Annotated in this window: 23 protein-coding genes and 1 tRNA gene; 11 read left to right on the top strand and 13 right to left on the bottom strand. The window is 67.3% G+C overall.

All coding sequences use genetic code 11. The features are described 5' to 3' along the window. The first annotated feature begins 116 nt into the window (after positions 1-116). Positions 117-1,610 carry an aldehyde dehydrogenase family protein gene (locus tag PKD89_RS04390; RefSeq protein WP_289012325.1) on the top strand — a complete coding sequence of 498 codons (1,494 nt, stop codon included), beginning with the start codon at positions 117-119 and terminating at the stop codon, positions 1,608-1,610. 84 nt (positions 1,611-1,694) lie between these two features. Here the strand turns inward: PKD89_RS04390 and PKD89_RS04385 are convergent, their stop codons facing one another. The 3 genes from PKD89_RS04385 to PKD89_RS04375 form a co-directional block, all read right to left on the bottom strand. Then, positions 1,695-3,002, bottom strand: coding sequence for an acyltransferase family protein (locus PKD89_RS04385; RefSeq protein ID WP_289012326.1), 1,308 nt, complete (start codon positions 3,000-3,002; stop codon positions 1,695-1,697). 162 nt (positions 3,003-3,164) lie between these two features. Continuing rightward, positions 3,165-4,073 carry a class I SAM-dependent methyltransferase gene (locus PKD89_RS04380; RefSeq protein WP_289012327.1) on the bottom strand — a complete coding sequence of 303 codons (909 nt, stop codon included), beginning with the start codon at positions 4,071-4,073 and terminating at the stop codon, positions 3,165-3,167. A 72-nt stretch (positions 4,074-4,145) separates the two neighbouring features. Then, entirely contained in the window at positions 4,146-5,525 is a 1,380-nt protein-coding gene (locus tag PKD89_RS04375) for an NAD(P)/FAD-dependent oxidoreductase (RefSeq protein WP_289012328.1), read from the bottom strand. Positions 5,526-5,615: 90 nt separating this feature from the next. Between PKD89_RS04375 and hxpB the strand changes: the two genes are divergently transcribed. Continuing rightward, on the top strand, positions 5,616-6,302 hold the full coding sequence (gene hxpB / locus PKD89_RS04370; protein WP_289012329.1) for a hexitol phosphatase HxpB: 687 nt from the start codon (positions 5,616-5,618) through the stop codon (positions 6,300-6,302). Positions 6,303-6,366: 64 nt separating this feature from the next. On the opposite strand, the gene PKD89_RS04365 is transcribed toward hxpB, so the two are convergent. After that, a complete protein-coding gene (locus PKD89_RS04365) occupies positions 6,367-6,861 on the bottom strand; it encodes a hypothetical protein (protein WP_289012330.1) in 495 nt (164 codons plus the stop codon). A 90-nt stretch (positions 6,862-6,951) separates the two neighbouring features. Continuing rightward, positions 6,952-7,893 carry a crotonase/enoyl-CoA hydratase family protein gene (locus tag PKD89_RS04360; protein ID WP_289012331.1) on the bottom strand — a complete coding sequence of 314 codons (942 nt, stop codon included), beginning with the start codon at positions 7,891-7,893 and terminating at the stop codon, positions 6,952-6,954. Between the two features lie 272 nt (positions 7,894-8,165). Here PKD89_RS04360 and PKD89_RS04355 point away from each other — a divergent pair, with 272 nt between their 5' ends. From PKD89_RS04355 to katG, 7 genes are all read left to right on the top strand, one after another. Further along, complete coding sequence (locus tag PKD89_RS04355) at positions 8,166-9,161, top strand: isopenicillin N synthase family dioxygenase (protein WP_289012332.1); 996 nt, start codon at positions 8,166-8,168, stop codon at positions 9,159-9,161. Between the two features lie 58 nt (positions 9,162-9,219). After that, entirely contained in the window at positions 9,220-9,363 is a 144-nt protein-coding gene (locus PKD89_RS04350; protein WP_289012333.1) for a hypothetical protein, read from the top strand. A 65-nt stretch (positions 9,364-9,428) separates the two neighbouring features. Then, positions 9,429-9,668, top strand: coding sequence for a hypothetical protein (locus tag PKD89_RS04345; protein WP_289012334.1), 240 nt, complete (start codon positions 9,429-9,431; stop codon positions 9,666-9,668). Continuing rightward, positions 9,655-9,984: a type II toxin-antitoxin system PemK/MazF family toxin gene (locus tag PKD89_RS04340; RefSeq protein WP_324332283.1), complete on the top strand. Its 330-nt coding sequence runs from the start codon at positions 9,655-9,657 to the stop codon at positions 9,982-9,984. Before PKD89_RS04345 ends, PKD89_RS04340 begins: the two co-directional genes overlap by 14 nt. 114 nt (positions 9,985-10,098) lie before the next feature. Continuing rightward, positions 10,099-10,175: transfer RNA gene (locus PKD89_RS04335), tRNA-Met, on the top strand. 342 nt (positions 10,176-10,517) lie between these two features. Continuing rightward, positions 10,518-10,955, top strand: a complete 438-nt coding sequence (locus tag PKD89_RS04330) for a Fur family transcriptional regulator (RefSeq protein WP_349257319.1) — start codon at positions 10,518-10,520, stop codon at positions 10,953-10,955. Positions 10,956-11,011: 56 nt separating this feature from the next. Then, the gene (katG, locus tag PKD89_RS04325) at positions 11,012-13,243 is read left to right on the top strand and encodes a catalase/peroxidase HPI (RefSeq protein WP_289012336.1); all 2,232 of its coding nucleotides are present in this window, start codon (positions 11,012-11,014) and stop codon (positions 13,241-13,243) included. Positions 13,244-13,273: 30 nt separating this feature from the next. Here katG and PKD89_RS04320 read toward each other — a convergent pair whose 3' ends face one another. Next, complete coding sequence (locus tag PKD89_RS04320; RefSeq protein WP_289012337.1) at positions 13,274-14,662, bottom strand: alpha/beta fold hydrolase; 1,389 nt, start codon at positions 14,660-14,662, stop codon at positions 13,274-13,276. Positions 14,663-14,737: 75 nt separating this feature from the next. Next, entirely contained in the window at positions 14,738-15,505 is a 768-nt protein-coding gene (hdhA, locus tag PKD89_RS04315; protein WP_289012338.1) for a 7-alpha-hydroxysteroid dehydrogenase, read from the bottom strand. A gap of 289 nt (positions 15,506-15,794) precedes the next feature. Here hdhA and PKD89_RS04310 point away from each other — a divergent pair, with 289 nt between their 5' ends. Then, entirely contained in the window at positions 15,795-16,799 is a 1,005-nt protein-coding gene (locus PKD89_RS04310) for an NAD(P)H-dependent glycerol-3-phosphate dehydrogenase (RefSeq protein WP_289012339.1), read from the top strand. 59 nt (positions 16,800-16,858) lie between these two features. On the opposite strand, the gene PKD89_RS04305 is transcribed toward PKD89_RS04310, so the two are convergent. Beyond that, the gene (locus tag PKD89_RS04305) at positions 16,859-17,677 is read right to left on the bottom strand and encodes an SDR family oxidoreductase (RefSeq protein ID WP_289012340.1); all 819 of its coding nucleotides are present in this window, start codon (positions 17,675-17,677) and stop codon (positions 16,859-16,861) included. A 116-nt stretch (positions 17,678-17,793) separates the two neighbouring features. Here PKD89_RS04305 and PKD89_RS04300 point away from each other — a divergent pair, with 116 nt between their 5' ends. After that, positions 17,794-19,185, top strand: coding sequence for an NAD(P)/FAD-dependent oxidoreductase (locus PKD89_RS04300; protein ID WP_289012341.1), 1,392 nt, complete (start codon positions 17,794-17,796; stop codon positions 19,183-19,185). 78 nt (positions 19,186-19,263) lie between these two features. Here the strand turns inward: PKD89_RS04300 and PKD89_RS04295 are convergent, their stop codons facing one another. From PKD89_RS04295 to PKD89_RS04275, 5 genes are all read right to left on the bottom strand, one after another. Then, complete coding sequence (locus tag PKD89_RS04295; protein ID WP_289012342.1) at positions 19,264-19,530, bottom strand: hypothetical protein; 267 nt, start codon at positions 19,528-19,530, stop codon at positions 19,264-19,266. Continuing rightward, on the bottom strand, positions 19,530-20,273 hold the full coding sequence (locus tag PKD89_RS04290; protein ID WP_289012343.1) for a hypothetical protein: 744 nt from the start codon (positions 20,271-20,273) through the stop codon (positions 19,530-19,532). Before PKD89_RS04290 ends, PKD89_RS04295 begins: the two co-directional genes overlap by 1 nt. A 131-nt stretch (positions 20,274-20,404) precedes the next feature. Further along, on the bottom strand, positions 20,405-21,394 hold the full coding sequence (locus tag PKD89_RS04285) for a hypothetical protein (RefSeq protein WP_289012344.1): 990 nt from the start codon (positions 21,392-21,394) through the stop codon (positions 20,405-20,407). A gap of 95 nt (positions 21,395-21,489) precedes the next feature. After that, positions 21,490-22,239: an SDR family NAD(P)-dependent oxidoreductase gene (locus PKD89_RS04280; RefSeq protein WP_289012345.1), complete on the bottom strand. Its 750-nt coding sequence runs from the start codon at positions 22,237-22,239 to the stop codon at positions 21,490-21,492. Between the two features lie 424 nt (positions 22,240-22,663). Beyond that, positions 22,664-24,118: an amidase gene (locus PKD89_RS04275; RefSeq protein WP_287380258.1), complete on the bottom strand. Its 1,455-nt coding sequence runs from the start codon at positions 24,116-24,118 to the stop codon at positions 22,664-22,666. Between the last annotated feature and the right edge of the window lie 39 nt (positions 24,119-24,157).

The following is a 24,157-nucleotide window of genomic DNA, read 5'->3' as shown; positions in this document are numbered from 1 at the left end:
CGCTGCTGCGCGACCGGGTCGCGATGCAGGCCCCGCCGGCCGATCCGACCCGCTGAGCCGAACCTTTCAAGCCAACCACCCGAGCCCGACCTCCCCGAGAAACGGACACCCTCATCATGACGAGCGACCAGCACGCAGCGAACGCGCCCAATCCCGATCACGAGTGGAAGCTGATCATCGGCGGTGAGCGACCAGCCGGCGGAGTCGGCACCTATGACGTGATCAACCCGGCGACTGAGGAGGTGGTCGGGCGAGCCCCCGAGGCGACGACCGCCCAGGCCGCCGACGCCGCCGCTGCGGCCGCCGAGGCCTTTGACGCCTGGTCGCGGACCACCCCCGAGCATCGCTGCGAGCTGCTCAACCGGGCCGCCGAGCTGCTCGACGCCCACGCCGACGAGCTGGTGCCGCTGGTGCAGGCCGAAACCGGCGCCACCATGCGGGTGGCAAAGTCGATGCAGGTCCCGCAGGCCGCCGCCCGCTTCCGTCGCTACGCGGAGGGGGCCAAGGAACCGACGGTCACCCCGCTTCGCCCCCAGACCGTGCCGGCCACCGCGCTGGCACCCGGCGGCGTGATCTCCGCCATCGCTAACCGGGCACCGGTGGGCGTGGTCACCGCCATCTCGTCGTACAACTTCCCGGTCGTCAACATGGCCGGCAAGGTGGCGCCCGCACTGGCGATGGGCAACACGGTCATCATGAAGCCCGCCCCGCAGGACCCGCTGGGCGTTATCCGCATGGCCGAGCTGCTCGTCGAGGCCGGCTTTCCGCCCGGCGTCGTCAACTGCGTCGTGTCCGAGGACGTTGCCCCGTCCGAGGTGCTGACGACCCACGACGCCGTCGACATGGTGAGCTTCACCGGCTCGACAGCGGTCGGCCAACGCATCGCCGAGGTGGCCGGCTCCCGCATGAAACGGCTGCTGTTGGAGCTGGGCGGCAAGGGTGCCTGCGTCGTGCTCGACGACGCCGACCTCAAGGCGGCGATCGGCGGCATCGGCTCGGTGTGGGGCTTCCACTCCGGCCAGATCTGTACCAGCCCCACCCGCGTGATCGCGCAGCGTGGCATCTACGACCAGCTGGTGGCCGGGCTGACCAAGACGGCCGCCTACATGCCGGTTGGCGATCCCCTCGAGCGGGGCACGGTGGTCGGGCCGGTGATCTCGGCTGCCCATCGCGAGCGGGTGGAGGGATACGTCGAGATGGGTCGCAGTGAGGGCGCCACGATCGCCGCCGGTGGCGAGCGTCCCGACATGGAGCGGGGCTTCTACGTTGCGCCTACGCTGTTGGCCGACGCCACCAACGACATGACGCCCGTGCGGGAAGAGATCTTCGGTCCGGTCGTGGCCGTCGTCCCCGTCGACGATGCGGAGGAGGCGCTGGCGGTGGCCAACGACTCCGACTTCGGGCTGTACAGCTACGTGTTTACCGGCGATACCGGCGTGGCGATGGACATGGCCAAGCGCATGCGATCGGGCAACGTCGGCCTCAACACCCTGCAGCGCAACCACGACGCACCCTTCGGTGGGTTCAAGCAGTCCGGCGTGGGCCGCGACGGTGGCTCCTACGGGCTGGACGCCTACGGCGAGCTGCAGTCGATTGTCTGGTCGAGCTGACCGGATCACCGCTGTTCGGCGGTTGTGGGCACGCAAGGCAATCAGCTCGGTCGATCTGCGTGCCTACGACCAGATCCGTTGCCTTCAGGCGGGGAGATCGGCTTGTTCGACGGGCACGTTGTGCTCGGCGACGGGTGCGAGCCAGCGGATGAGCACGGCCAGCACGACGACGGCGATCGCTGCGCGGCCGACCGGCTGGAGCCCCTCGACGACCAGGTAGCCGATCGCTCCAACCCCGGCGACGGTGCCCAACGCTGCGGTCCAGGTGGAGAGCCCGGCCAGCTTGGGTGCCAGCAGGGACCGCACCTCCACCGGTGCGGCCTTGGCAAGGATCGGGAACAGGATCGCAATCAGCACCCCAAACCACAGGGGCCGGGTGGCCCACCACAGCGCGGTGCCTGGCGTGGGTTGGGCGACGCCGACCGACGCGCCGAGGGCCACGGCACACACTGCGATCGCCAAAGCGGTGAGGTGCCACAGATACAGGGTCATGCCGCCGGCGCCGACCTTGACGACCGGCCGCCAGTAACGGTCGTCGTCGAGGAGGCGCCGCAGCCGACCCCAACAGCCGAGGATCAGTCCCAGTTGCGCGCACCCGAGCGCCACCAGGGCCACGCCGGGCGGCGCCATGTTGGACACCTCGCCGGCAACGCCGACCATCGAGATGCTGTACGGCCCGATCCCAACCATCAGGACCAACGCCGTGTAACCGCCGGCGACGAGCAGCCACCAGCGATGCCGGTTGGCGACCAGACGCTCCCAGCTCATTCCGGCCTGGGCGAGCGCCGCCCACACGAACACGAAGTTGAGTCCGGCCAGCGCGGTGTCGTGGTCGCCGAAGCGGATCACGTCGATGAGTACGGCGGCGGCCAGCCACGGCGCAGCGGCCCACCACCCCAGCCGAGCCTGAAGGCGGACAAGCAGCGGTGTGATTGCGGTGACGACGAGGTAGACGCCCAGAAACCACAGCGGTTTGGAGACCAGGCGGTGCCCGGCATGGATCATGCGTCGTTCCAAAATCGGCTGCGCAGCGACGACGATCAGCAACCACACGGCCAGCATGGGAAGGGTGGGGGCCAGCAGACGTCGCAGCCGGGTGGCGATCCAGTCCGCCCAGCGACCGCCCTCGTGCTGGGTGCGTTGCCAGGACACTGCGTTGGCGAAACCCCCGACGATGAAGAACAGTGGCATCACCTGCAACACCCAGGTGAGCCACTGGGTCCATGGACGCAGCTCCAACATGTTGGAGATCTGCAGGCGGTAGGCCCCGTCGCCGGTCGACTCGGTGCCGATCGCCGCCATCAGCCAATGGCCCGCCACGACGACCACCAGTGCACCGGCACGCACCGCATCGACCACGCGGTCCCGCTGGCCGAGGTCGGGGTTGGCCACGGGGTTCGCCGTATCCGCCGGGTTGGCGATTGCCGGCGGACACGGCCGTGAGGATGCCGAGGGGTCGCTCGAATGGCTCATCAGCTCATCATGATGTGCGGTCAGCCTCGATCTCCTGACCGGAATCCCCCAGATACCGTTGGGGGATCCCCCAACGACGTGTCATGGACGCGTGGCGGTGACCAGGTGAGCTGCTGCCCCATAGCGAACCCCCGTGCCGTCGTGGTGCGGGCTGAGCGCCTCGGTCAGGGCCTCGCGAACCGGCTGGAGCAGCGTCGGATTGGCTTCGATCACCGGTGCCATCGCCGAGCCGGAGGTGAGGAACTCCACCGCCGAGCCGATCGGCCCAGGCCCGCCCAGGTAGATGCCGTCGGTCAGCGTCCGGGCCGAGGCGTCGGCCCACCCCGATCGCTCGAGGATGGCGACCGGTTGGTCGGGATCGGCCATCGAGAACGGTCCGGGAGCATCGGTCGGCTCGGGCTTCTGCGGACCGGTGACCGACTCGAGGAAGGGTTGTGCTGCGGCGCGCGGCTGGGTGAACCAGGGGTTGAGGTCCGGCGCGGCCCAGCAGATGAAGGCCAGCCGAGCGCCTGGTGCGGCGGCGGCCGCCAGGTTGGCGAAGGCGGCGTCCGGGTTGGAGAAGAACATCACCCCGAAGCGGCTGGTGATCACGTCGTAGGGGCGTCCACCGTTCAGTGCGGTCAAGTCGGCCACCTGTGCGTCCGCAACCTGGAAGGTCGGTCGGTGGTCTCGTCCGAGCCCGGAGGCGTCGGCGGCGGCTCGTGCCCCGGCGATCATCGCCGCCGACAGATCGACGCCGACCGCTGCACCCGCTGCGCCGACGGCGGCCGCGAGCGCCCTCGTCGTGAAACCGGTGCCGCAGCCCACGTCCAGGGCCGACTCGCCGGCGACCGGGGCAAGCTCGGCGACCAGCGCCTCGCTGTAGCCCCGCAGTTGGCCGTCGTAGGCGACGCTTCGCCGCACCCAGGATTGGCCCCGGCTGCCGGCCCAGAACTCCTGCATGGGGGCGTTGCCGGGATCGATCGTGGGTGGGGCAGCTCGGTCGGCCATGGCGCCAAGTAGATCACGTCGACCCCGGTGTGTTGGAGCCCAGCCGGTCGACGCCGCTGCTCCGCCGGAGGCCTACTTCTCCGGCGGGTGGATGCCGCCGCTGTCGCTGCGGAAGGCGGGCGTCACCTGCTCGGGCCCCACCTCGGCCTCGGGGATGATTCGGCTTGCTCGATCGTAGGTCACGTAGTTCCACGCCCAGTTGACCAACACGTTGGCACGGTTACGAAACCCGACCAGTTGCACCAGGTGAAGGGCCAGCCAGGCCAGCCAGCCGAGCAGTCCCGAGAGACGGATGCCGCCGGGCAGTTGGGCGACCGCCGAGGCCCGACCGATCGTGGCCATCGTGCCCTTGTCGGTGTAGCTGAAGGCCTCGGTCGCCTCGCCGTTGAGCCGCCGACCGATCATCGCTGCGGCGTGCTCGCCGCCCTGCATGGCCACCGGCGCCAGCTGGGGAAGGACCGAGCCGTCGTCGCCGTCGTTGGCAGAGGCGACGTCGCCGATGGCGAATATCTCCGGGTGCTCAGCGACCGACAGGTCGGCCCGCACCGGGATTCGTCCGCTTGGCCCGTCCGCCAACCCAAGCGCGTCGCCGAGCGGGCTGGCCCGTACCCCGGCCGCCCAGATCTTGGTGTGGGCGGGGATGGTCGCCCGTTCGCCCAGCAACGGACCGCTGAGCACCACCTCTTCGGCTCGCATCTCGTCGACGGTCGTGCCCAGCAGCACCTCGACCCCGCGTTGTTCCAACGTGGCCTTGGCCTTGGCGCCCAGCTTGGGGTGAAAGGACGCCAGCAGCGAGTCGCCCATCTCCACGAGCACCACCCGGGCCCGCCGGAGGTCCAAGCGGGGAAAGTCGTGGGCGAGCACGCGATCGATCAGCTCGGCCATGCCGCCGGCCAGCTCGACACCGGTGGGGCCACCACCGGTGATCACGATGTTGATCAGTCCGTCCTCGATCAACTCCGGCCTGGCGTCGGCCTCCTCGAAGCAGCTGAGCACCTGGGCCCGCACCGCCAGTGCATCCCGCAGCGATTTCAGACCAAAGGCATGCTCGGCCACGCCGGGGATACCGAACGTGTCGCTCACCGCACCGGCGGCGAGCACCAGATGGTCGTAACCCAACGACGAGCCGTCGGCCAGGTCGAGCCGGTGTTCGTCGAGATCGCCCCCGACCACCCGGCCCATGCGCACCGACGCGTTGGCCTGGCGGTGAAAGATGCCCCGCGTGGCGTAGGTGACGTCGTCGCCGCCCAGGCCGGCGGTGGCCACCTGGTACAACAACGGCTGAAAGGTGTGGTGGTTGTGGGCGTCGACGATGGTGACGTCCACCGGGGCGTCGGCAAGCGCACGAGCGGCGGCCAGGCCCCCGAAGCCGGCGCCGACGATCACGACGTGGTGGCGGTGGAGCCCGGGGCGATGCGCCCGGGGCTTGCGAAGCGAGGTAGGGCGGTTCACGCGTTCAACATACGTCTGGCCCGGAACGGCCCACACCATGAGGCCACGGCACGTACGGCCTGCGCCGTTCGGCCCGTTACGGTCGACGCCATGGTCCCCTCAACACCTCCTTCGGCCGTCATCTTCGACCTCGACGGGGTGCTGATCGATTCCGAGCCTGTCTGGGAGGCGGCCGAAGCCGAGGTGTTTGCCTCGGTGGGGGTGCACCTCGACGCCTCCGACACGGCGTCGACCACAGGCCTTCGTGTGGACGAGGTGGTGGCGCACTGGCTGGCCCGACGCCCCTGGGACGTCACTGCGCCTGGAGCGTCAGCGGAGGCGGTCGCAATCACGCTGGTCGACGCGATGGTCGCGCATGCCCATGACGATCCCACCGAGGTGCCCGGCGCGATCGATGCCGTCGACCGACTGGCGAAGTCCGGTCGGCGCATGGCCGTGTGCTCGTCGTCGCCGCAGCGGCTCATTGAGGCGTCGCTGGGTGGCTTGGGGCTCGGCGATCGTTTCGAGCTGGTGCATTCGGCCGAACACGAGCCGGCCGGCAAGCCCCACCCGGCCTGTTACCTGAGCACCGCCTCGATGCTCGGCGTGGCGCCGAGCGACTGCGTGGCCATCGAGGACTCGGTCAACGGCGCCATCGCCGCTGCCGCCGCTGGGCACGTCGTGGTCGCGCTGCCCGTATCGGAGCTCCGCAACGATCCGCGCTTCGACTTTTGTGCCCGGGTGCTCGACGGTCACCACCAGCTGGACGAGCAGCTGATCGGCACCTTGTTGGCTTGACCGTGCGGCGTCAGGTGCTGCGGAACTAGCGCAAGGTGGGGGTCGCTGAAGAACAGCCGATCCTTCAACGCCGGATCTCGATCAACAGCACCCAGGCGGAGAGCACGGAGCCGATGATGATCAGGATCATTCCTGCCGCGATCCAATAGAGGCCCGAAGCATTCGAGGCGATGAGCAGGATGGAGCCGACCGCCAACGGGACGAGTTGCACAGCCGCGACGGCGGATCTGGCCACCAGGGTGGCGACGGGTCGCTTCGATTCGGATGTCATGCGCATGATGGCGATGACGTGCTGGACGGTCGCAACGAGGGTTCCGATCAAGATCTCGATGCCGAGCGTCGGGGCCGGTTGCCCCGGGATCAGACCGACACCGGCCACGACCACGACCAAGATCAACGAACCGATGGCCGCAGCCGCCCGGGCAGGCAACGAATGATCGGCGAGGATCTCTGTGAGGCTGACCGAGATGCCGACCATGACCAGCCCAGCGAGTGCCGCCCCCGCGCCACCGATGGCGACGTAGAAATCGCCCCAACCGGCTGTCAGGGAAGCTTCCATGCCTCAAGCCTACGATCGAGACGGCGGCAGCGGAAGGGTGAGTCCGCCGGTGGAATCGGGCTCGAGCCAGGCTTTGGGGCCACCCGCTGGTCAGGTGAAGCGGGGCTCGTCCCACCACGGGTACCAGTCGGGCAGATCGGAGGGCACCGACTGGGTCCAGGTCGGTGGCCGCTTCTCGAGGAACGACATGATGCCTTCGGCAACGTCGGGGCCTCGGCCCTGGGCGACGACGGCGCGGCTATCGATGCGGTGGGCCTCCATCGGGTGGGAGGCGCCCAGGCCCCGCCACATCATCTGGCGGGTGAGGGTGGCCGATACCGGCGCCGAGCCGGAGATGAATCCCTTGGCCAGCGCCCGGGCATCGGCGATCAATGTTTCGGGTTCGTGCAGCGACCGCAGCAGCCCGCCTTCGAGCGCTGTTTCGGCGGAGATCAGCTGGGCGGTGTAGCACCACTCGAGTGCCGTCGAGATTCCCACAATTCTGGGTAAGAACCACGACGAGGTGGCTTCGGGCACCAGGCCCCGGCTGTTGAACACGAAACCAAACCTGGCGTTGGGCACGGCCAGGCGGATGTCGGCCGGCAGGCACATCGTCACTCCGATGCCCACGGCGTCACCGCTGATGGCCGCGATCACCGGCTTGGTGCAGCGGAACAGGCGCAGCACCACGATGCCGCCGGTGTCGCGTATGGCGTCGGGATCGTCGCCGCGCATGTCGTCGATTCCGCCGTAGAACCGGGCGACCGGATCGTCGGTGGCCGAGTCGTCGGTGCCGAAGACCGAGTCGGCCCTGGCCTCGTAGTCGAATGTTGCGGTGCCGGCCGATAGGTCGGCCCCGGCGCAGAACGCCCTGCCCTCGCCGGTGATGATCAGGGCGCGCACACCGTCGTCGCCGTCAACCAGGTCGAGGGCCGACATGATCTCTGCCGCCATCAGTTGGGTAAACGCGTTCAACCGATCTGGCCGGTGCAAGGTCAGCGTGGCGATCTGGTCGCTCACCTCGTAGCGGATGGTCTCAAATTCGGTCCCCATCGCCGCAGTCTTCCAGAGGCGATCAATCGTGACGTGGGTGCGGGGCAAGCTGCGGTAGGGAGAGAGGGGCCCCCGCTGCCCTCTGAGCTGGCGGAAGCTCAAGTGAGGCTTGGCGGATTGAGCGGGGGCCCCTCTGCACCCTCGACTATCCACCTGTCACGGCCTCTAAACCTCGAGTCCCAGGTTTTTCTGTTCTGGGTGACGCCCCTCGGAGGCGGTGGCGACGTGAGCCAGGCCGGGGGAGACTGGCCGCCCGCCACCGGAGGATGCCCATGACCGACGAGATTCTCGACGTTGACCTGCTCGCATTCGAGTCCGGCGATGCCGCCGCACGGCGAGCGGTAGTCGACGGGGTGATGCGGTCCCTCGAGACCGGCTTCGTGTACACGACTCACGATCTGGGCGAGGACTTCCTCGACGAGGCCTACGGGTACCTCGCTGAGTTCTTCGGCCGGGATGCCGAGGAGAAGGACCGGTTTCGGGCGCCGGGGTCGATGGGCCAGACCGGCTACACGGGGTTGCTGGTCGAGACGGCTGCGGTCTCGGACACGCCCGACTGGAAGGAGATGTTGAACTGGGGCGAGAACATGCCCGAGGGTCATCCGCTGCGGCGGCGCTATCCACACCGCTACGCCGATCAGGTGTTGCCGGAGGCGGCCGTGCCCGGCATCACCGAGGTGCTGATCGCGTTCCATCGGCGCATGGCCGAGCTTCAGCGGCGGTTTCTTCGCATCATCGCCCTGGGGCTCGGTGCGGCGGAGGGGTTCTTCGACGAGCTGGTCCGCGACGGGTCGACGCTCACACGGGCCATCCACTACCCGGCGATGAACCTGGCGCCGGGCGCCGACCATCTGTGGGCAGGCCCTCACGCCGACATCAACCTGATCACGGCGCTGCCCCGCGCCACTTCCAAGGGGTTGCAAGTGCAGGTGGGGGAGCGGTGGGCCGATGCCGCGCCGCCGGACGGCCACGCCATCATCAACACCGGCATCATGTTGGAGCGGCTTTCCAACGGGCGCATCCCGGTCGGCTGGCACCGGGTGGCCGCCGATCCCGCCGACTCGGGCGAGCGTTACTCGGTGGTGCAGTTCTGTCATCCCACGCCGTGGACCATCCTGGCGCCGCTTGAGTCGTGCATCACGCCGGACAACCCGCAGCGCTACTCAGGTATCGAGGCGGGCGACCTGCTCGACCAGGTGTTGTGGCAGATCAACCTGGTTGAGGACGGCCGCCGAGTGGCTGAGGATACGGAAGCAAGCTGTTGTTGAGCCTGACGGTGACCGACGCCGACAGTGTCGGACGGGCCAGGAGGCGGGTGGAGCGCAGGTGATCGTCCCGATCGAGGCCCGGTACTACGGCCCGCGTGAGGGTCGCCTGCGCGATCCCTTCGGGCACCTGTGGATCGTCAGCCAGGGATGCGAGGGTCTCTCCAAGGAAGAAGTCCAGCAACGCATCGACCGGGGCAGCTGATCCGTCAGGGCTGATTGGAGGAGCTACGAGCATCCGTGTAGTTAGATTCGTGATACGTTGACGGTATGGCGCAAGCGATCTCAGTGCGGCTCGACGACGACGCAGAACGGGCGTTGCGGCTGCTTCAGCAGACCGGAAGCTCTCGTTCGGAGGCGATTCGGTCGGCACTGATCGACGCTGCGAATCGTCTGCGCCGTAGCTCGGAACTCGCGGCCGAGTCGGCTGCGCTTGAGGCCGATGAGAAGGATCGACGGGAAATGCTCGCCGTGGCCGAAATGATGGACTCGCTGCGTGCTCCGCGGTGACGTGTACCGGTTCCTGGTCCCGAAAGGAACCGGGCATGAGCAGCGGGGCAATCGCTACGGCGTCCTGGTTCAAGCGAACGAACTTCTGCCTCGGTCGGTCGTGCTCATGGCGCCGACCTCGCTGAGCGCTCGTCCTGCCTCCTACCGTCCCGAGGTCCAAGTACGCGGAGAGCCGACCCGAGTTCTTGTCGAGCAGATGGCGGCCGTCCACGTCGCTCGCCTTGGCGAGTTGGAAGGTCATCTGGGGCCGGAGGAACTCTGGGGTGTGGACGAGGCGATCGCGACCGTCGTTGGACTTCGGGGACGCTCACGGTGACGCTGGCCGGATGAACCGAACGCCAGGGTGGAGGCCGAGCCCGATGCGTCCGTAGCGATGCGTGGCGGATCGGTTTGTTGCGGAGAGCATCTCCCGGTATCATGTACAACACGCCGCGGGGTGGAGCAGTCTGGTAGCTCGTCGGGCTCATAACCCGAAGGTCGCAGGTTCAAATCCTGCCCCCGCCACCATCGTGAAGTAGTGCAACAGCAGGCCTCAGGGCCTGCTGTTGTGGTTTTCGGAAGGCCCGATTCGGACGCTGTCTGCCAGATTGTCTGCCAGATTCCCGAAATCGTGTCGCTGGACGGCTGCCTGAAAACCCGACGAGTGGCACAGAGCGTCGAGTAGACGCCTGCCGAGACAACTTCGACGGCGCCGAAGCGTTCTATCGGCCGTCGGCTCGGCTACATCGGTCGGCCGCTCGTCAACTGACCCGCAGCGGCCCGAAAGGCGGAGCGGCGACGCGCACCATTGCGGATGAGCACCAGATATCGACAGAGTCCAAAATCAGAACTACGCTGAGAAGTATGTCCATGGAGCAGGCCACCGACCCAGCGGAACTGCTCCGTCGGCACGGTGTCCAGGTGACGGCTCAGCGCCTGGCTGTCCTGCGGGCGGTTTCCGCCCGGCCGCACGGTACGGCGGACGAGATCGAAGAGGTCGTCCGGGTCGACATCGGTGCGATCTCGCGTCAGGCGGTGTACGACGCGCTGGCGATGCTCACCGACAAGGGGCTGATTCGGCGGATCCAGCCGGCGCGTTCGCCCGCCTGCTACGAGACCCGGGTCGACGACAACCACCACCACCTCGTCTGTCGCGTCTGTGGCTGCACGGTCGATGTCGACTGCGCGGTCGGCACGCGCCCATGCCTTCAGGCCAGCGACGACCACGGGTTCACCATTGACGAGGCCGAGGTCATCTACTGGGGCGTGTGCCCCGAATGTCGGGCGACCGGCGTCGACGCGACCTGAGCCCGACCACCCACCCGACACGATCGCACCCATCCCGAGTACTCAAGGAGCACCAAATGAACGACGACACCGGCGCCACCGCCACCACCGACGAGGCGGTAGCGCCCTCTGCCCAGTGTCCCGTGTTGGGCCACTCGCATAGCGCGATGGGTTCGATGGCGAACCAGCATTGGTGGCCGGAGCAGCTGAACCTGCGGCCGCTGGGGAAGAACTCGCCGTCGATCGATCCGATGGGCGCCGACTTCGACTACGCGACTGAGTTCTCCCGCTTGGACCTGGGCGCCGTGAAGGCCGACCTGGCTGCGTTGATGACGGACTCACAGGAGTGGTGGCCCGCCGACTACGGCCACTACGGGCCGCTGTTCATCCGCATGGCGTGGCACAGCTCCGGCACCTACCGCATCCACGACGGTCGCGGCGGAGCGGGCACCGGCACGCAGCGTTTCGCCCCGCTGAACAGCTGGCCCGACAATGCGAACCTGGACAAGGCCCGTCGGCTGCTGTGGCCGGTGAAGCAGACCTACGGCCGGGCGCTGTCGTGGGCCGACCTAATGATCCTGGCCGGCAACGTCGCACTCGAGACGATGGGTTTCGAGACCTTCGGTTTCGGCGGCGGACGCGCGGATGTGTGGGAACCCGAGGAGGACCTCTACTGGGGCCCCGAGGACACCTGGCTGGCCGACGAGCGTTACGAGGGCGACCGCGAGCTGGCCGATCCGCTCGGTGCGGTGCAGATGGGGCTCATCTACGTGAACCCCGAGGGCCCAAACGGCGAGCCCAGCGCGCTGGGTTCGGCGCGTGACATCCGCGAGACGTTTGCCCGCATGGCGATGGACGACGAGGAGACCGTCGCGCTCATCGCCGGTGGACACACCTTCGGTAAGACCCACGGGGCCGCCGACGCCGACAAGTACCTGGGTCGCGAGCCCGAGGGTGCCGAGATCGAAGACCAGGGGCTCGGCTGGCGCAACACCTTCGTCGCCGGTACCGGCGACGACACGATCACCAGTGGGCTTGAGGGCGCATGGACCCACACGCCGGTGACGTGGGACAACACCTATTTCGAGATCCTCTTCGCCTACGACTGGGACCTGGTCAAGAGTCCGGCCGGCGCGTGGCAGTGGATCCCCACCGACCCCGACGCGGCCACCACGGTGCCCGACGCGCACGACCCCTCGAAGCGTCACGCGCCGATCATGTTGACCAGCGACCTCGCGCTGCGCATGGACCCGGCGTACGCGAAGATCTCCCGCCGGTTCCTCGAGCACCCCGACGAGTTCGCCGACGCCTTCGCCCGCGCCTGGTACAAGCTCACCCATCGCGACATGGGGCCCGTGTCGCGCTACCTGGGCCCCGAGGTGCCCGGCGAGGAGTTGATCTGGCAGGACCCGGTGCCGACGGTCGACCACGACCTGGTCGACGCGCCGGCCATCGCCACGCTGAAGGACACGATCCTCGCGTCCGACCTGACCGTCTCGCAGTTGGTGTCGACCGCCTGGGCATCGGCGTCGACCTACCGCGACAGCGACAAGCGCGGCGGCGCCAACGGCGCTCGTATCCGTCTGGCACCGCAGAAGGACTGGGACGCGAATGACCCGGCACAGCTGGCGTCGGTGCTCACCACGCTCGAGCGCATCCAGTCCGACTTCAACGCCGCGCAGACCGGCTCGATGCAGGTCTCGCTGGCCGATCTGATCGTCCTCGGAGGCTGCGCAGCGGTCGAGCATGCCGCTGCTGGCGCCGGCCAGAACGTGACCGTGCCGTTCTCACCCGGGCGCACCGACGCAACGGCGGAACAGACCGACGTCGTTGCGCTCGCCGTCCTGGAGCCGATCGCCGACGGTTTCCGCAACTACTCCCGTGCCGGCGACAAGCGCCGGCCGGAGGAGCTGTTGATCGACCGGGCAAGCCAGCTGACGTTGACCGCGCCCGAGACCACCGTGCTCATCGGCGGGCTGCGCGCACTCGGGGTGAGCGCTGGCGGCGCTGGTCACGGGGTGCTCACCGAGCGACCCGGCACCCTCACCAACGACTACTTCGTGCACCTGCTTGACATGGGCACCGATTGGGCGGTGTCGGGTGCCGAGCACGTCTATGAGGGCCGTGACCGCGCCAGCGGCGAGCCCCGCTGGACCGGTACCGCTGTCGACCTCGTGTTCGGATCGAACTCCCAGCTCCGAGCCATCGCCGAGGTCTACGCCGCTGGCGACGCGAAAGAGAAGTTCGTCGAGGACTTCGCTGCTGCGTGGGACAAGGTCATGAACCTCGACCGGTTCGATCTGCACTGAACCCGACCGACCCGTAGCGGCAACAATCGATCACTCGACCGGATGGTCTGTGAACACCACGCTGATGGCGCCGGTGTCCGACGGCCAGTTCGGGACGTTCAGGGTCTGGGGGCGCGACCGGTCGCCCCGAGCGATGCTGGTGACCGAGATGGTGCCGGTCCCTTCCGGGGAGGCCGGCATGAAGAGGTCGACCCCTTGCTGGAACGGCTGCTCCGAGAAGTAGGGGAGTGGGCCGAGCGTGGTTTCACCCGGGGTGGCCGCATCGTCGTGGATGTGCAGACCGATCGCATCGTCGGAGTCGAACCCGGCGATCACGTCGGTCGGGTCACTGCCATCGACACTGATCTCCAGCACGTCGGTCTGGTCGCCCGGCAGGTCGCCGTCGTCGGATCCGTACCACTCGCGCATTCGGATGGCGATGATCGAGGAGTGGTCGGCGTCAGCGTTGGTGTTGACGCGGGTGGAACCGTCGGGAGCCGACGACAGCAGGCGAACCAGTTTGCTGCTGCGCTCAGAGGGCTGCAGGTACACGTGGTGCACGACCTCAGATCCAGGCTGGGACAGCGCGTACTCGTAGTGCGCCCCGGCGGTGGTGTCCACCGGTCCGAACGCTCCGTCGTCGCTCAACTCGAACGATGCGTGCGGTTCGGTGCCGACGCGGGCCCCGGTGTCGGCGTCGATCTCCCAGATGTCCAGGGTCGCGCCGGCGCGTCCGGTATTGGCGGGGAAGTTCACCGCCCGGCCCTCGAGCACGACCGGCTCGGACTGCGGTTCGAGATCCGTGACTGCCGGTGGTTCGCCGACGAGGAACTCGTACTGCATCGCGAACGACTCGGGCGACGTGGCGGTCTCCACGTGCGCCTGACCGGGGAGGGCGTCCTGGTTGGGGGTGATGCAAGGAACGACGTCGACGCAGCTGCCACCGTCGATGGCCACGTACTTCGCGACCTTCGCGGCACGTGTCGGATCACCGAGGTAGGCGCTCGACACGATCGTGCCTCTCGAGTGGCCGACCAGGTACACCTGTTCCGCACCGGTGGCCGCAAGGGTCTCATCGATGAGTTGGTCGACGCCGTCTGCGTAGGCCCCGATGTCCATGCCGGCACCGTCGTGGTCGTAGGCCACGATCCGCTCCGACGGGTAGCCGTTTGCGGCGAACCGCATGGCCTGTGTCTCGTATTGCTGTGCCGAACCGGCGAACCCGTGCACGAACACAATGGGCAGGGACACATCCTCGGGCAGCTGCGGAACCGTCGAGGATGTGGTCTCAGTCGACACCGCTGGGTCGGCGACGGCCCCGTCCTCGGCAGAGGAGGAACACGCTGCACCGAGGGCGGCCACTAGACCGAGGACGATCGTGAGGACGGTTGTGCCAACCCTGCGCTGCCGGGCCGGGACTCCGTCATCGGAACGGTACATACGGCAACGGTACCGGGTGTGGCGATGGCAACCACCCACCGTCGGGCGTCGGTGATCACGCCGGATCCTGCTCGCTCAGTCGAGTTCCTGGTGGCCGCCGCCGGACACGGTGATGATCTGCCCACTGATCCAGGCCGCGGCCGGAGAACACAGGAAGAGCGCTGCGTTGGCGATGTCGGTGGGCAGGCCCAGGCGTTTGATCGGGGTGTGGGTGAGCATCTGCGCTTCGACCTCGTCGTTGAGCACGCTCTCCAACGCCTCGGTGCGGGTCGCACCCGGCGCCACACCGTTGACGCGGATGTTGCGCGGGCCGAGATCGAATGCGATGTTGCGGATCAGGTGGTTGGCTGCCGCTTTGGACGACCCGTAGGAAGCCATCCGCTGGTTGGTGTTCTCCGCGGCCATCGACGTGATGGCGAGGATGGCTCCGCCGCCGGCGTCCTCCATCAGCGGTGCTGCAAGTTGGGCCAGGTGGAACAGCGAGAACACGTTGAGTTCGTAGGCCCGCCGAAAGTCCGCCATGTCCATGTCGAACGGCTTGGGTCCGCCACCGCCCGCATTGCTCACCAGCGTGGTCAACGAGCCGAAGCGCTCGTTGGCGGTGTCGACGAGGCGTGCCAGATCGTCGGGCTCGGTCACGTCGCAGGCGACAGCAACGGCCCTGCCACCCGACCGCTGGATCTCGTTGGCCGCCTCGTCGGCGTCGTCCGGACGCAGGTCGCTGACGACGACCGCAGCACCCGCTCCTGCGAACGTCCGAGCGATCGCCCGTCCGATCCCGGCGCCTCCGCCCGTGACGATCGCAACCTGTCCTTCGAGACGGAAATGATCTGGGTCGTACATGGCGGATCCTTTCGTGGCGGACACGGTGACCTGTGCGTCTGCCAGGTTCGTTAGCCCAGTTGTGACGACACCACAGGGTGTCGTGGCTTGACGCCTTGATCGAGGGCCAATACAAAGCCGACCCTACAATTCCAGAAACGTCAGCGTCTCTGAGCGAGGGAGTTTGTGGGCCGCCGCCGGCTTGAGCTCGCTGGCCGCGAGCCAGGGAGGGAACCCCCCGGTCATGGTGATGTGGGCCCCTGTTGGGTGCGATCGTGAACGAGTACGGTGACCTCGGGGGAGGTGCGACATGAACGTTGCTGTACTGGGTGCCGGAGCGTGGGGAACGACCGTGGCGTCATTGCTGGCGGTGGGTAATGACACCACGGTCTGGTCTCACGAAGCCGAAGTGGTGGACGAGATCACGCTTCACCAGCGCAACCCGATGTATCTCCCGGATATCGAACTGTGTCCGTCGTTGCGGGCGACCGCCGAACTACAGACCGCGTTGCAGGCTGCCGACATGGTTGTGTTCGCCGTGCCGTCGCGCTACTTCCGTGCTGTTGTCGAACAGGCACGCCCCGATGTGCCGACCGATGCCGACCTGGTCTCCGTGACCAAAGGCATCGAACTCGAGACGGGGTTCCGCATGAGCGAAGTCCTCATCGATGTGTTGGACCACGACCCCGACCGGGTGTGCGTGTTGTCGGGTCCGAACCTCGCCAAGGAGGTCGCTCTCGGCCAGCCGTCGGCAACGGTGCTCGCTTGCAGCGACGCTGCGCGGGCGGAACGGTTGCGGCAGGCGTTCACGACCGATTCGTTCCGAGCATTCAGCAACAGTGATGTGATCGGCTGTGAGGTCGCCGGCGCGGTCAAGAACGTGATCGCCATTGCAGCAGGGATCGGGGACGGGCTCGGCTACGGCTGGAACACCAAGGCGGCGTTGATCACCCGTGGCTTGGCCGAGATCGCGCGCCTGGGTGTCGCGATGGGAGCCCAGCCGATCACGTTCCTGGGACTCGCCGGCAACGGCGACCTGACCGCAACTTGTAGCAGCCCGCAGAGCCGCAATCAGCACCTCGGTGAGGAACTCGGGAGGGGCCGTTCTCTGAGCGACATCACCGCCGGCATGGTGACGGTCGCCGAAGGTGTCAGCAGCACTCCAGCCATCGCCGCCCTCGCGCAACGCCTCGGGGTGCCCATGCCGATCACGCGGAAGGTCGAAGCTGTCCTGAACGGCTCGCTCTCGGCAAGAGCGGCGGTCGACCAAGTCATGCAGTTCGAGCCGGGCGCCGAGTTGGAGGACATCCACTGATCGTCGGTGCCAACGCGTTGAGGAGACCGATTCGATGACGGGACCGTGCCTGGACCGGTTCAGCCTCCGAAGGTGGCGCTGAGGTCCTGTCCCGCCACCGATCCACCGTCGGCGACGAACTCGGCGCCGGTGCAGTACGACGACTCGTCCGATGCCAGGAACAGCGCCAGCCGAGCGATCTCGATCGGGCGGCCCATCCGACGGATGGGTTGGGTCGCGCCCTGTGCATCGGATGCGGCCAGGGTGGGGTTCGGTTCGGCCTCGCCGGGTTCGGGTGGTTCCACCATCGCCGACACGTCGGTCACGCCGACCATCGGAGTGGTGACCCCGCCGGGGTGCAGCGAGTTGACCCGCACCCCGCTCGGTCCGAACTCGATGGCGGCGGATCGGCTGAACCCGCGCAGCCCCCATTTGGATGCGACGTACGAGCTGATCATCGACATGCCGAGCAGCCCGCCGGTGGAGGAGACGTTGACGATCGAACCGCGACCGGCGTCAGCCATGGCCGCTCCGACGACCTTGACGCCCAGGATCGGGCCGAGCAGGTTGACGTCGAGCACGTGGCGCAACTGCTCGACATCGAGGTCGCGGATCGGTGACGGCACGAGAACGCCAGCGTTGTTCACCAGTACGTCGGGGCATCCGAACTCGTCGGTGGTGACCGCCAACAGGTCGCCCCAGCCCGCCTCGTCGGTCACGTCGAGTGGCACAAAGCGGGCGGCGTCGCCGATGTCGGCCGCGACTGCTGCGCCCTCCTCGGCGAGCACGTCGGCGAGCACCACCCGAGCACCCTCGGCTGCGAACAGCCGTGCCTCGGCCTCGCCCATGCCGCGGGCCGCACCGGTGATGATGGCCACCTTGCCGTCAAGTCGTCCCATCGGACCTCCTCTTCGTTCGCTTGCCCGACGATAGCCCTCGGCAAAAGCTCGGGCCGCCGCAGTCTCGGGGCGACCATCGGGGTGCCGCCGGCGAGGGCGGCATCTACTGTGTTTTGGTGCCAGCACCACTTCAACACGTCGATGTTGTGGTGGTTGGGGCGGGCACTGCTGGCGCCAATGTTGCCGGCCAGTTCGCTTCACGAGGCCGGTCGGTGCGGTTGGTCGACCGACGGCCAGGCAACCTTGGCGGGGCGCAGTGGCACAACGCCGTGCTGCCCTGGCAGTTCGAAGCCGCCCAAGTCGAGCCGCCGGTCCGGCCCGAGGGGTTGGGGCCCCAGCGGTCAGCGGCTCACTTTTTCGGGCCCGATCATCGTGACGCGTTTACGGTCAACGACTCCCCCGTGGTGAGAGCGGACATGGTGGCGCTGGGAAGCCGGCTGCGTGAGCGGGCCTGCAACGCCGGCGTCGAACTGCTCGACGAGTCGGAGATCACCTCCGTTGACGTTGACCGCGACGGGCGGATGCGGGCCATCGAGATCGATCGGGACCGAGCTCGCGGCGGCGGTGCGCTGCGCCTTGAGGCCGACCTGTTCGTGGACGCGTCGGGACGACAGGGCGTGTTGCGGGAGTCCTCTCCGACGTTGCGGCCGTGGTGCCCGGAGGTGAGCGCCGAGGAGTTGTGTTCGGCAGGTGATCACGATGTGCGCATCGATGATGCCGATGGCGCCGGCCGGTTTCTCGATCGCCACGGCGCCCAGCCGGGTGAGACCGTGACGGTCCTCGGTCCGGATGGTGGATGGTCGACCCACGCCGTCACGGTCTCGGCGGACCTGGTCACCGCCACCGTGTTGGTGGGTTGCGTCGCCTCCGGCCCTAGCCGCACCGCCCCCCACCAGATGGCTCAAGTCCGGACCGACCTGCCGTGGCTGGGCGACGTGATTTCCGGGGGCTTCGGGGTGATCCCGTTACGCCGTCCCTTCGCCCGCTTCACGTCTGGTGGGCTCGCTCTGGTGGGCGACGCAGCCTGTCAGGTCTTCCCCGCACATGGTTCCGGCATCGGCCTGGGCCTGATCGCCGGCACCCTGCTGGCTGAGACGGTCGCTGACGCTGACGACTGCGGCGACGAATCGACCCTGTGGAGCTATCAGTACCGCTACCAGCAGCGTTACGGCGGCACGCTTGCGGCGTTCGATGCGTTCCGTCGCATGACCACGGTGCTGGGCACCGATGGCGTGGCCCGGATGGTTCACGCCGGTCTGCTCAACGAGGAGCTGACCCGAAGCGGGCTGGATCAGCGATGGCAGGTCCCTGGCCTTGCAGATGCGTTGAGAAGTGCCCGGCGTATGACCCGGGTGCCGTCGGTCGCTGCGATCATGGTGCCGCGGTTGGCTCGGGCCGCTGCGCTTCACAAGATCGGACTCAAGTATCCCGATCGGGTCGACCTGGCCGCATTGGCGCGATGGGACGGCCGGGTGCGCCGATTGCTCGGCGCTCTCCCCACGTCGTAGCCCTGGCACCGGTTGTCACTGTCTGCCAGAGCGGTGGCGCAGGCAAGCGTGATTCGCCAGCCCAAGGTCACGAAGTGGCTATGGGCCAACAGCGGGGGTCACGTCCGTCCGGCTGACGAGACGGTCCTGCGTGAGATCATTGATTAGCGCCTCAAAGATGCCCTCAGGGGCGGGGCCAAAGATCCCTTCGAGATGCTCGCTCACCTCGGCAACGGTGCGTGGAACGGTGAGGTACGCGAGCACTTCGGTCGGCACCGCCGTCAGCCGCAGACAGCGGTCGTGCGTGAGGGCCAGGCACTCGTCATCGGCGAACAGCAGGTCGAGGATGTCTCCGCGCTCAAGCATCAGCTGTCCTCCACCATGGCACCCACCCGGTCGGCGATCTGCTCGGCCTCCGCATATTCCACGAGCCAGAATCCGTCGAGAGCCCGGTGCAGATCTTCGAGCAGGTGCAGCGGACGATCGAGTCTTGAGAGCGAAGAGGTCTCTGGCGAGAGCGTTGTGATGGCGTCGAAGAGGTCGAGACGAGACCAGATCGGCGAGGTGACGGCCGGATCGCGCCGAAGAATGAGCAGTGCGGAGAGTTGGGGCGCGGGGTGAACGGCGAGCAACCCGAGGCTGTCCGGGCCGTGTTCGCTCTTGGGCCAGTCGGCATCGGAGTCCCGCACGGACAGGGGCTTCGGATACGGATGCACCCGCCATGTGCCGGGCTCCACCCCGACGGTCTCGTCGGTCACGTAGCCGAACGTTCTCCCGAGTCTGCGTGTCAGGGTGGTCTTCCCCGTGCCCCCGGGAGCGGCATAAGCGACCGTGGCGCCCGTGGCCGTGTTGCACACCGCCCCGGCGTGGAGCATGAGCAGCTCACCGGCCCGACGGCCGATCAGGTCCCGGGTGATCACCTGAGTCAGGCTGGTCATCAAAGGTTCTGGACCGATAACCCGTCCCGGCCTCTCGACGCTTTTCACTGCGTTCGGACCAGCGCCGAGACAACGACTCCAAGCCGTTCGGAAGACTGCCGGGTCGATTTCCTCACCGAGATCGACGACCGCCGATGTCCCGAGGCCTGACACTTCGACCAACCCGGTCACACTCTTCCTCTCTGGTATCCGATCACGAGTGGCGCCGTGTGGGGCAGTGACGAATGACGCACTTCAAACAGCTTTGATTGGCGTGGCCGGTCGGGGTCCACGGCAGAGGAGCGGGCTAGGCCGGCTTGGCTCTACCAGAACTCTTCGAAGTGGATGTTGCCCGGATCCTTGCGCTTGTCGAGCTTGAACCCGCGCTCGACGAGGATCTCGGATACGCCGGTCTTGCTGGGGAACACCGGTTCGTCACCGGTCTCGTCGGGCAGCCCGATCATGTCGGGGTTGCCGCAGACAAAGACGTGTGTGTTGGCCGGGTCCAGTTCAAACCCCAGCTTGTCCGGGGTGAAGTCGGTGCGAATCACGTCCTGGATGTAGCGCTTCTCCACGTCGGGCTCCCGGGTGGGGATCGGCAGGTAGGTGAAGTTGTTGAAGCGCTTCTCGAGCGCACGCATCTTGTCCACGTAGACCAGGTCCGACCAGTGCCGTGCGGTCACCACCGACACGATCGGTCCGGAGTGGCCCGTTCGCAACAGTTCGACGATCATCGCCATCTGAGGAGCCTCGCCGGTGCCGGTCGACAGGAATACCAGCGGTGCGGTCGGGTCATCGACTGCGCTGGCGTCGTAGCGCCCGGCCATCTTGCGGCCCATGAACAGGCGGTCGCCCACGTTCTTCATCGCCAGCCTCGGTGTCAGGCCGGGCACGAAGTCGCCTTCGGGGCTCACGAGCACCGCGTAGATCTCGATGTCCTCCAGGTTCTCGCAGCGGGCAAGGTCGGCCACGCCATGATCGGTGTGGTAATCGTCGCTGGTGAAAATGGGGCTGGAGACCGAATAGGAACGACGGGCCAGCTTGGACCACTGGGTGTCGATGTCGGCCTCGATGGCATCGTCGATCCGGGGTTCCCAGTAGCCGAGGCCCAGCGACGTGTACTGCCCGGGGATGAACGAGACCGGCCCATCGTCCGGTTTCACGCCGAAGATCCACACCTCGTGGGTGAGCCGGTCGAAGTAGCTGATCGTCGCGTTGTAGTAGGAGTCGGCCAACTGCTGGTTGAGGTCCGGAATGGTGTTCCGTGCCTGTTCGAAGGTGACGGAGGTATCAATCGACGCTGGTAGTGCCATCTACCGATTCTGGCAGGGCGTGGCGAAACGTTCGAAATGGCTCACCATCCGGCCGGCATTTCCGGTGGCCGAGACCCCGTGGCTGTGTCCCATCGTCAGGTCGTGTTGGAGCCACCGTTGATCTGGATGGTCTGACCCGTCATCCATGCAGCTTCGTTTGACGCGAGATAGACGCAGGCGTGGCCCACATCGTCGGGTTCGCCCGTCCTCCCGACCGGGATCCGTCGGGCCAGGAAAGCGGTGATCTCCGGGTCGGGGTTGCCCATCAGACCGATGGCGAGCGTGTTGGCGGTGACCCCCTTCGACGCGCTCTCCACCGCCAGGTGGCGCATGAAGCTGATCGCCCCACCCTTTCCCGCGGCATAGGTCGACACCCCGAAATCGAGTCCTGTGACAGCGGCGCCGGAGGAGATGGTGATGATCCGGCCCCACCCGCGATCCTCCATCCCGTTGATCACGGCCCGGCAACAGTGCAGGACGCCGAAGAGGTTCACGTCGATCGGACCCCGCCACGACGCTGGGTCCGTGTCTCGAAACGACATGGGAACCAGTTCCTCGGCCCCACCGCTGCCGGCATTGTTGACCAGGATGTCGACCGGGCCCAGTGCCAGCTCGGCTTGGGCCACGCCTCGAGTCACCTGCTCGTGATCGGTCACGTCGAAGCCCACCGCCACCGCCCGCCCCCCGTCGGCAGTGATCCGCTCGACCGTGTGGGTCGCCCGGTCGGGGCGCAGGTCGTTCACGGCGATCGCAGCACCTTGGCCGGCCAGAAGTCGGGCGATGCCCGCCCCCACGTTCTGGCCGGCGCCGGTCACCAGGGCCACCCGGCCGTCGAGGTTGAACACTCTCGCTCCCTTCACACCTGGCCAGTCCAGCGACCGCTTCTGGTCGCAGATGCGGTTCGGGGTCCCCAGGTCCGTCAGGTGATCGTATCTTGGCCGAACCGTCGGACAGCGGGGGCGGGGACGGTGGTGGTGCATGCCCCACATGGTCATCGTCCCGGCGATTCTCGGTGCGAAGATTGTGCCGGGTTACACCGCCTACCGGGAACACCATGTCCAGGCAGGGGAGACACTCCGGGGAATCGCCGCTGCCGAGTGCGGGAACGGGAACCTCTTTACCGCTTGTTCGCAGCCAATCCCCACACCATCACCAACCCCAATCAGATCGCTGTGGGCCAGGTCATTCGCGTACCCCAAGCCTGAGTGGCACGTCTCCCCACCCGAGAAGGCCAGAGCGACGCTCGTCCAGATCAGCCGCAGACCCTCGTCAGGCGAAGTCGGACAGCTTCGGGAAGCTGCGGGCCTCCTCAACCTGAAGAGCGAGTTCCAACAAGAGCCGTTCCTGTCCGACCCTGGCGGCCAAATGGACTCCCACTGGCAGCATGAGGTCGAGGTCGAGCGCAACGGGGAGGCTGATGCCCGGTGCTCCGACAACGTTGTGGAGCGGCGTATAGGCGGCCCATCGCATCAGGCGGTCCATGTGAGTTTGGTAGTCGAGATCTTTGCCGAGGTAGGCCAGGGTTGGTGCGGGGTCGGACACGGTTGGCGAGAGCACCACGTCGCACGCCCCAAATTGCCGGTGGTAGAGCTCGGGCGCTGCCTTGAGCCGCCGAATCGCTCCCGGGATGCGATGAACATTTCGACGGGCGTGGTTGGCGAGTCCCCGAGTGAATGACGTCAGCTTCGTCGAGTCGAAGGCGGGATTGATGAGCTTCTTACCGCCCACGGCGAGGGCGCCGGCAAGGAACGCCCAATACAGCACGAAGTCATCACCGAACGCCTGGGTGGTCGCCTCGCTCGCCTCGTCGATCACGGTCACGTGGTGACCGAGTTGTTCCAGCAGCGAGGCAGTGTCGGCGACAGCGTCCACAACCGACGACGCTGGGGTTCGGTTCACCGGACTGGTCGACAACACCCCGATGCGCAGCGGCCGGTCGAGCGGTCGATCGACCAGGCCCACGGGCGGTAACGCAGGCTGGGGGAAGTACCGTTCAGCGGCTGCCAGGAACGCGCACTGATCGCCAACGCTGCGAGAGAGCACACCGTAGGCCGAGATCTTCACGGGCAACCGGGCGACATCGTTCTCATGGGGGAGTCGGCCTCGGCTGGGCTTGAGGCCGACCAAACCACATGCGGCGGCAGGAATGCGGATCGAACCACCACCGTCGCCTCCGTGTGCCATGGGCACCACTCCGGCTGCGACCAGGGCAGCAGCCCCGCTCGAGGATCCGCCGGCGATGTGGTCACGATTCCACGGATTGCGAGTCGGTGGTCCGTGATGAAAGTCCGAAGACGACGTCAATCCGAACTCCGGCAGGGTGGTGGTGCCAAGGCTGATCGTCCCCACCGATTCGAACACTTTGGTGATCGGCGACGATGAGACGGACGGCCCGGCACCATCGAGCGCTTGCGAACCGAGACCGAGAGGGAGCCCGGCCACTGCTGTCTGGTCCTTCATAGCGGTGGGCAGGCCGGCGAATCGCCCTGTGACCTGCCCGCTCGCCCGCTGGCGCGCTCGATCGAAATCGGTCGTGGCAAAGGCCGCAATCAGCGGCTCCGCCCGTTCGGCCCGCTCGATGGCGGCATCGACCGCTTCGGCAGCGGAGATTTCGCCCGATGAGATCCGGTCGGCAACTCCAACGGCGTCGTCATCGCCGAGGGCATCATCCGCGCCCATCCAGACACGGCTGATGTTGGGCTGGTCAGCGGGGGTTTCAGGCATGGTTTCCTCGATGGTCCGGCAGCAGTCGGTCTATCGTCC

The sequence above is a fragment of the Candidatus Neomicrothrix sp. genome (assembly GCF_035329545.1).
Lineage (GTDB): Bacteria > Actinomycetota > Acidimicrobiia > Acidimicrobiales > Microtrichaceae > Microthrix > Microthrix subdominans.
The sequence above is the reverse complement of the archived record's forward strand: the minus strand, read 5'-3'. Positions and strand labels throughout refer to the sequence as shown.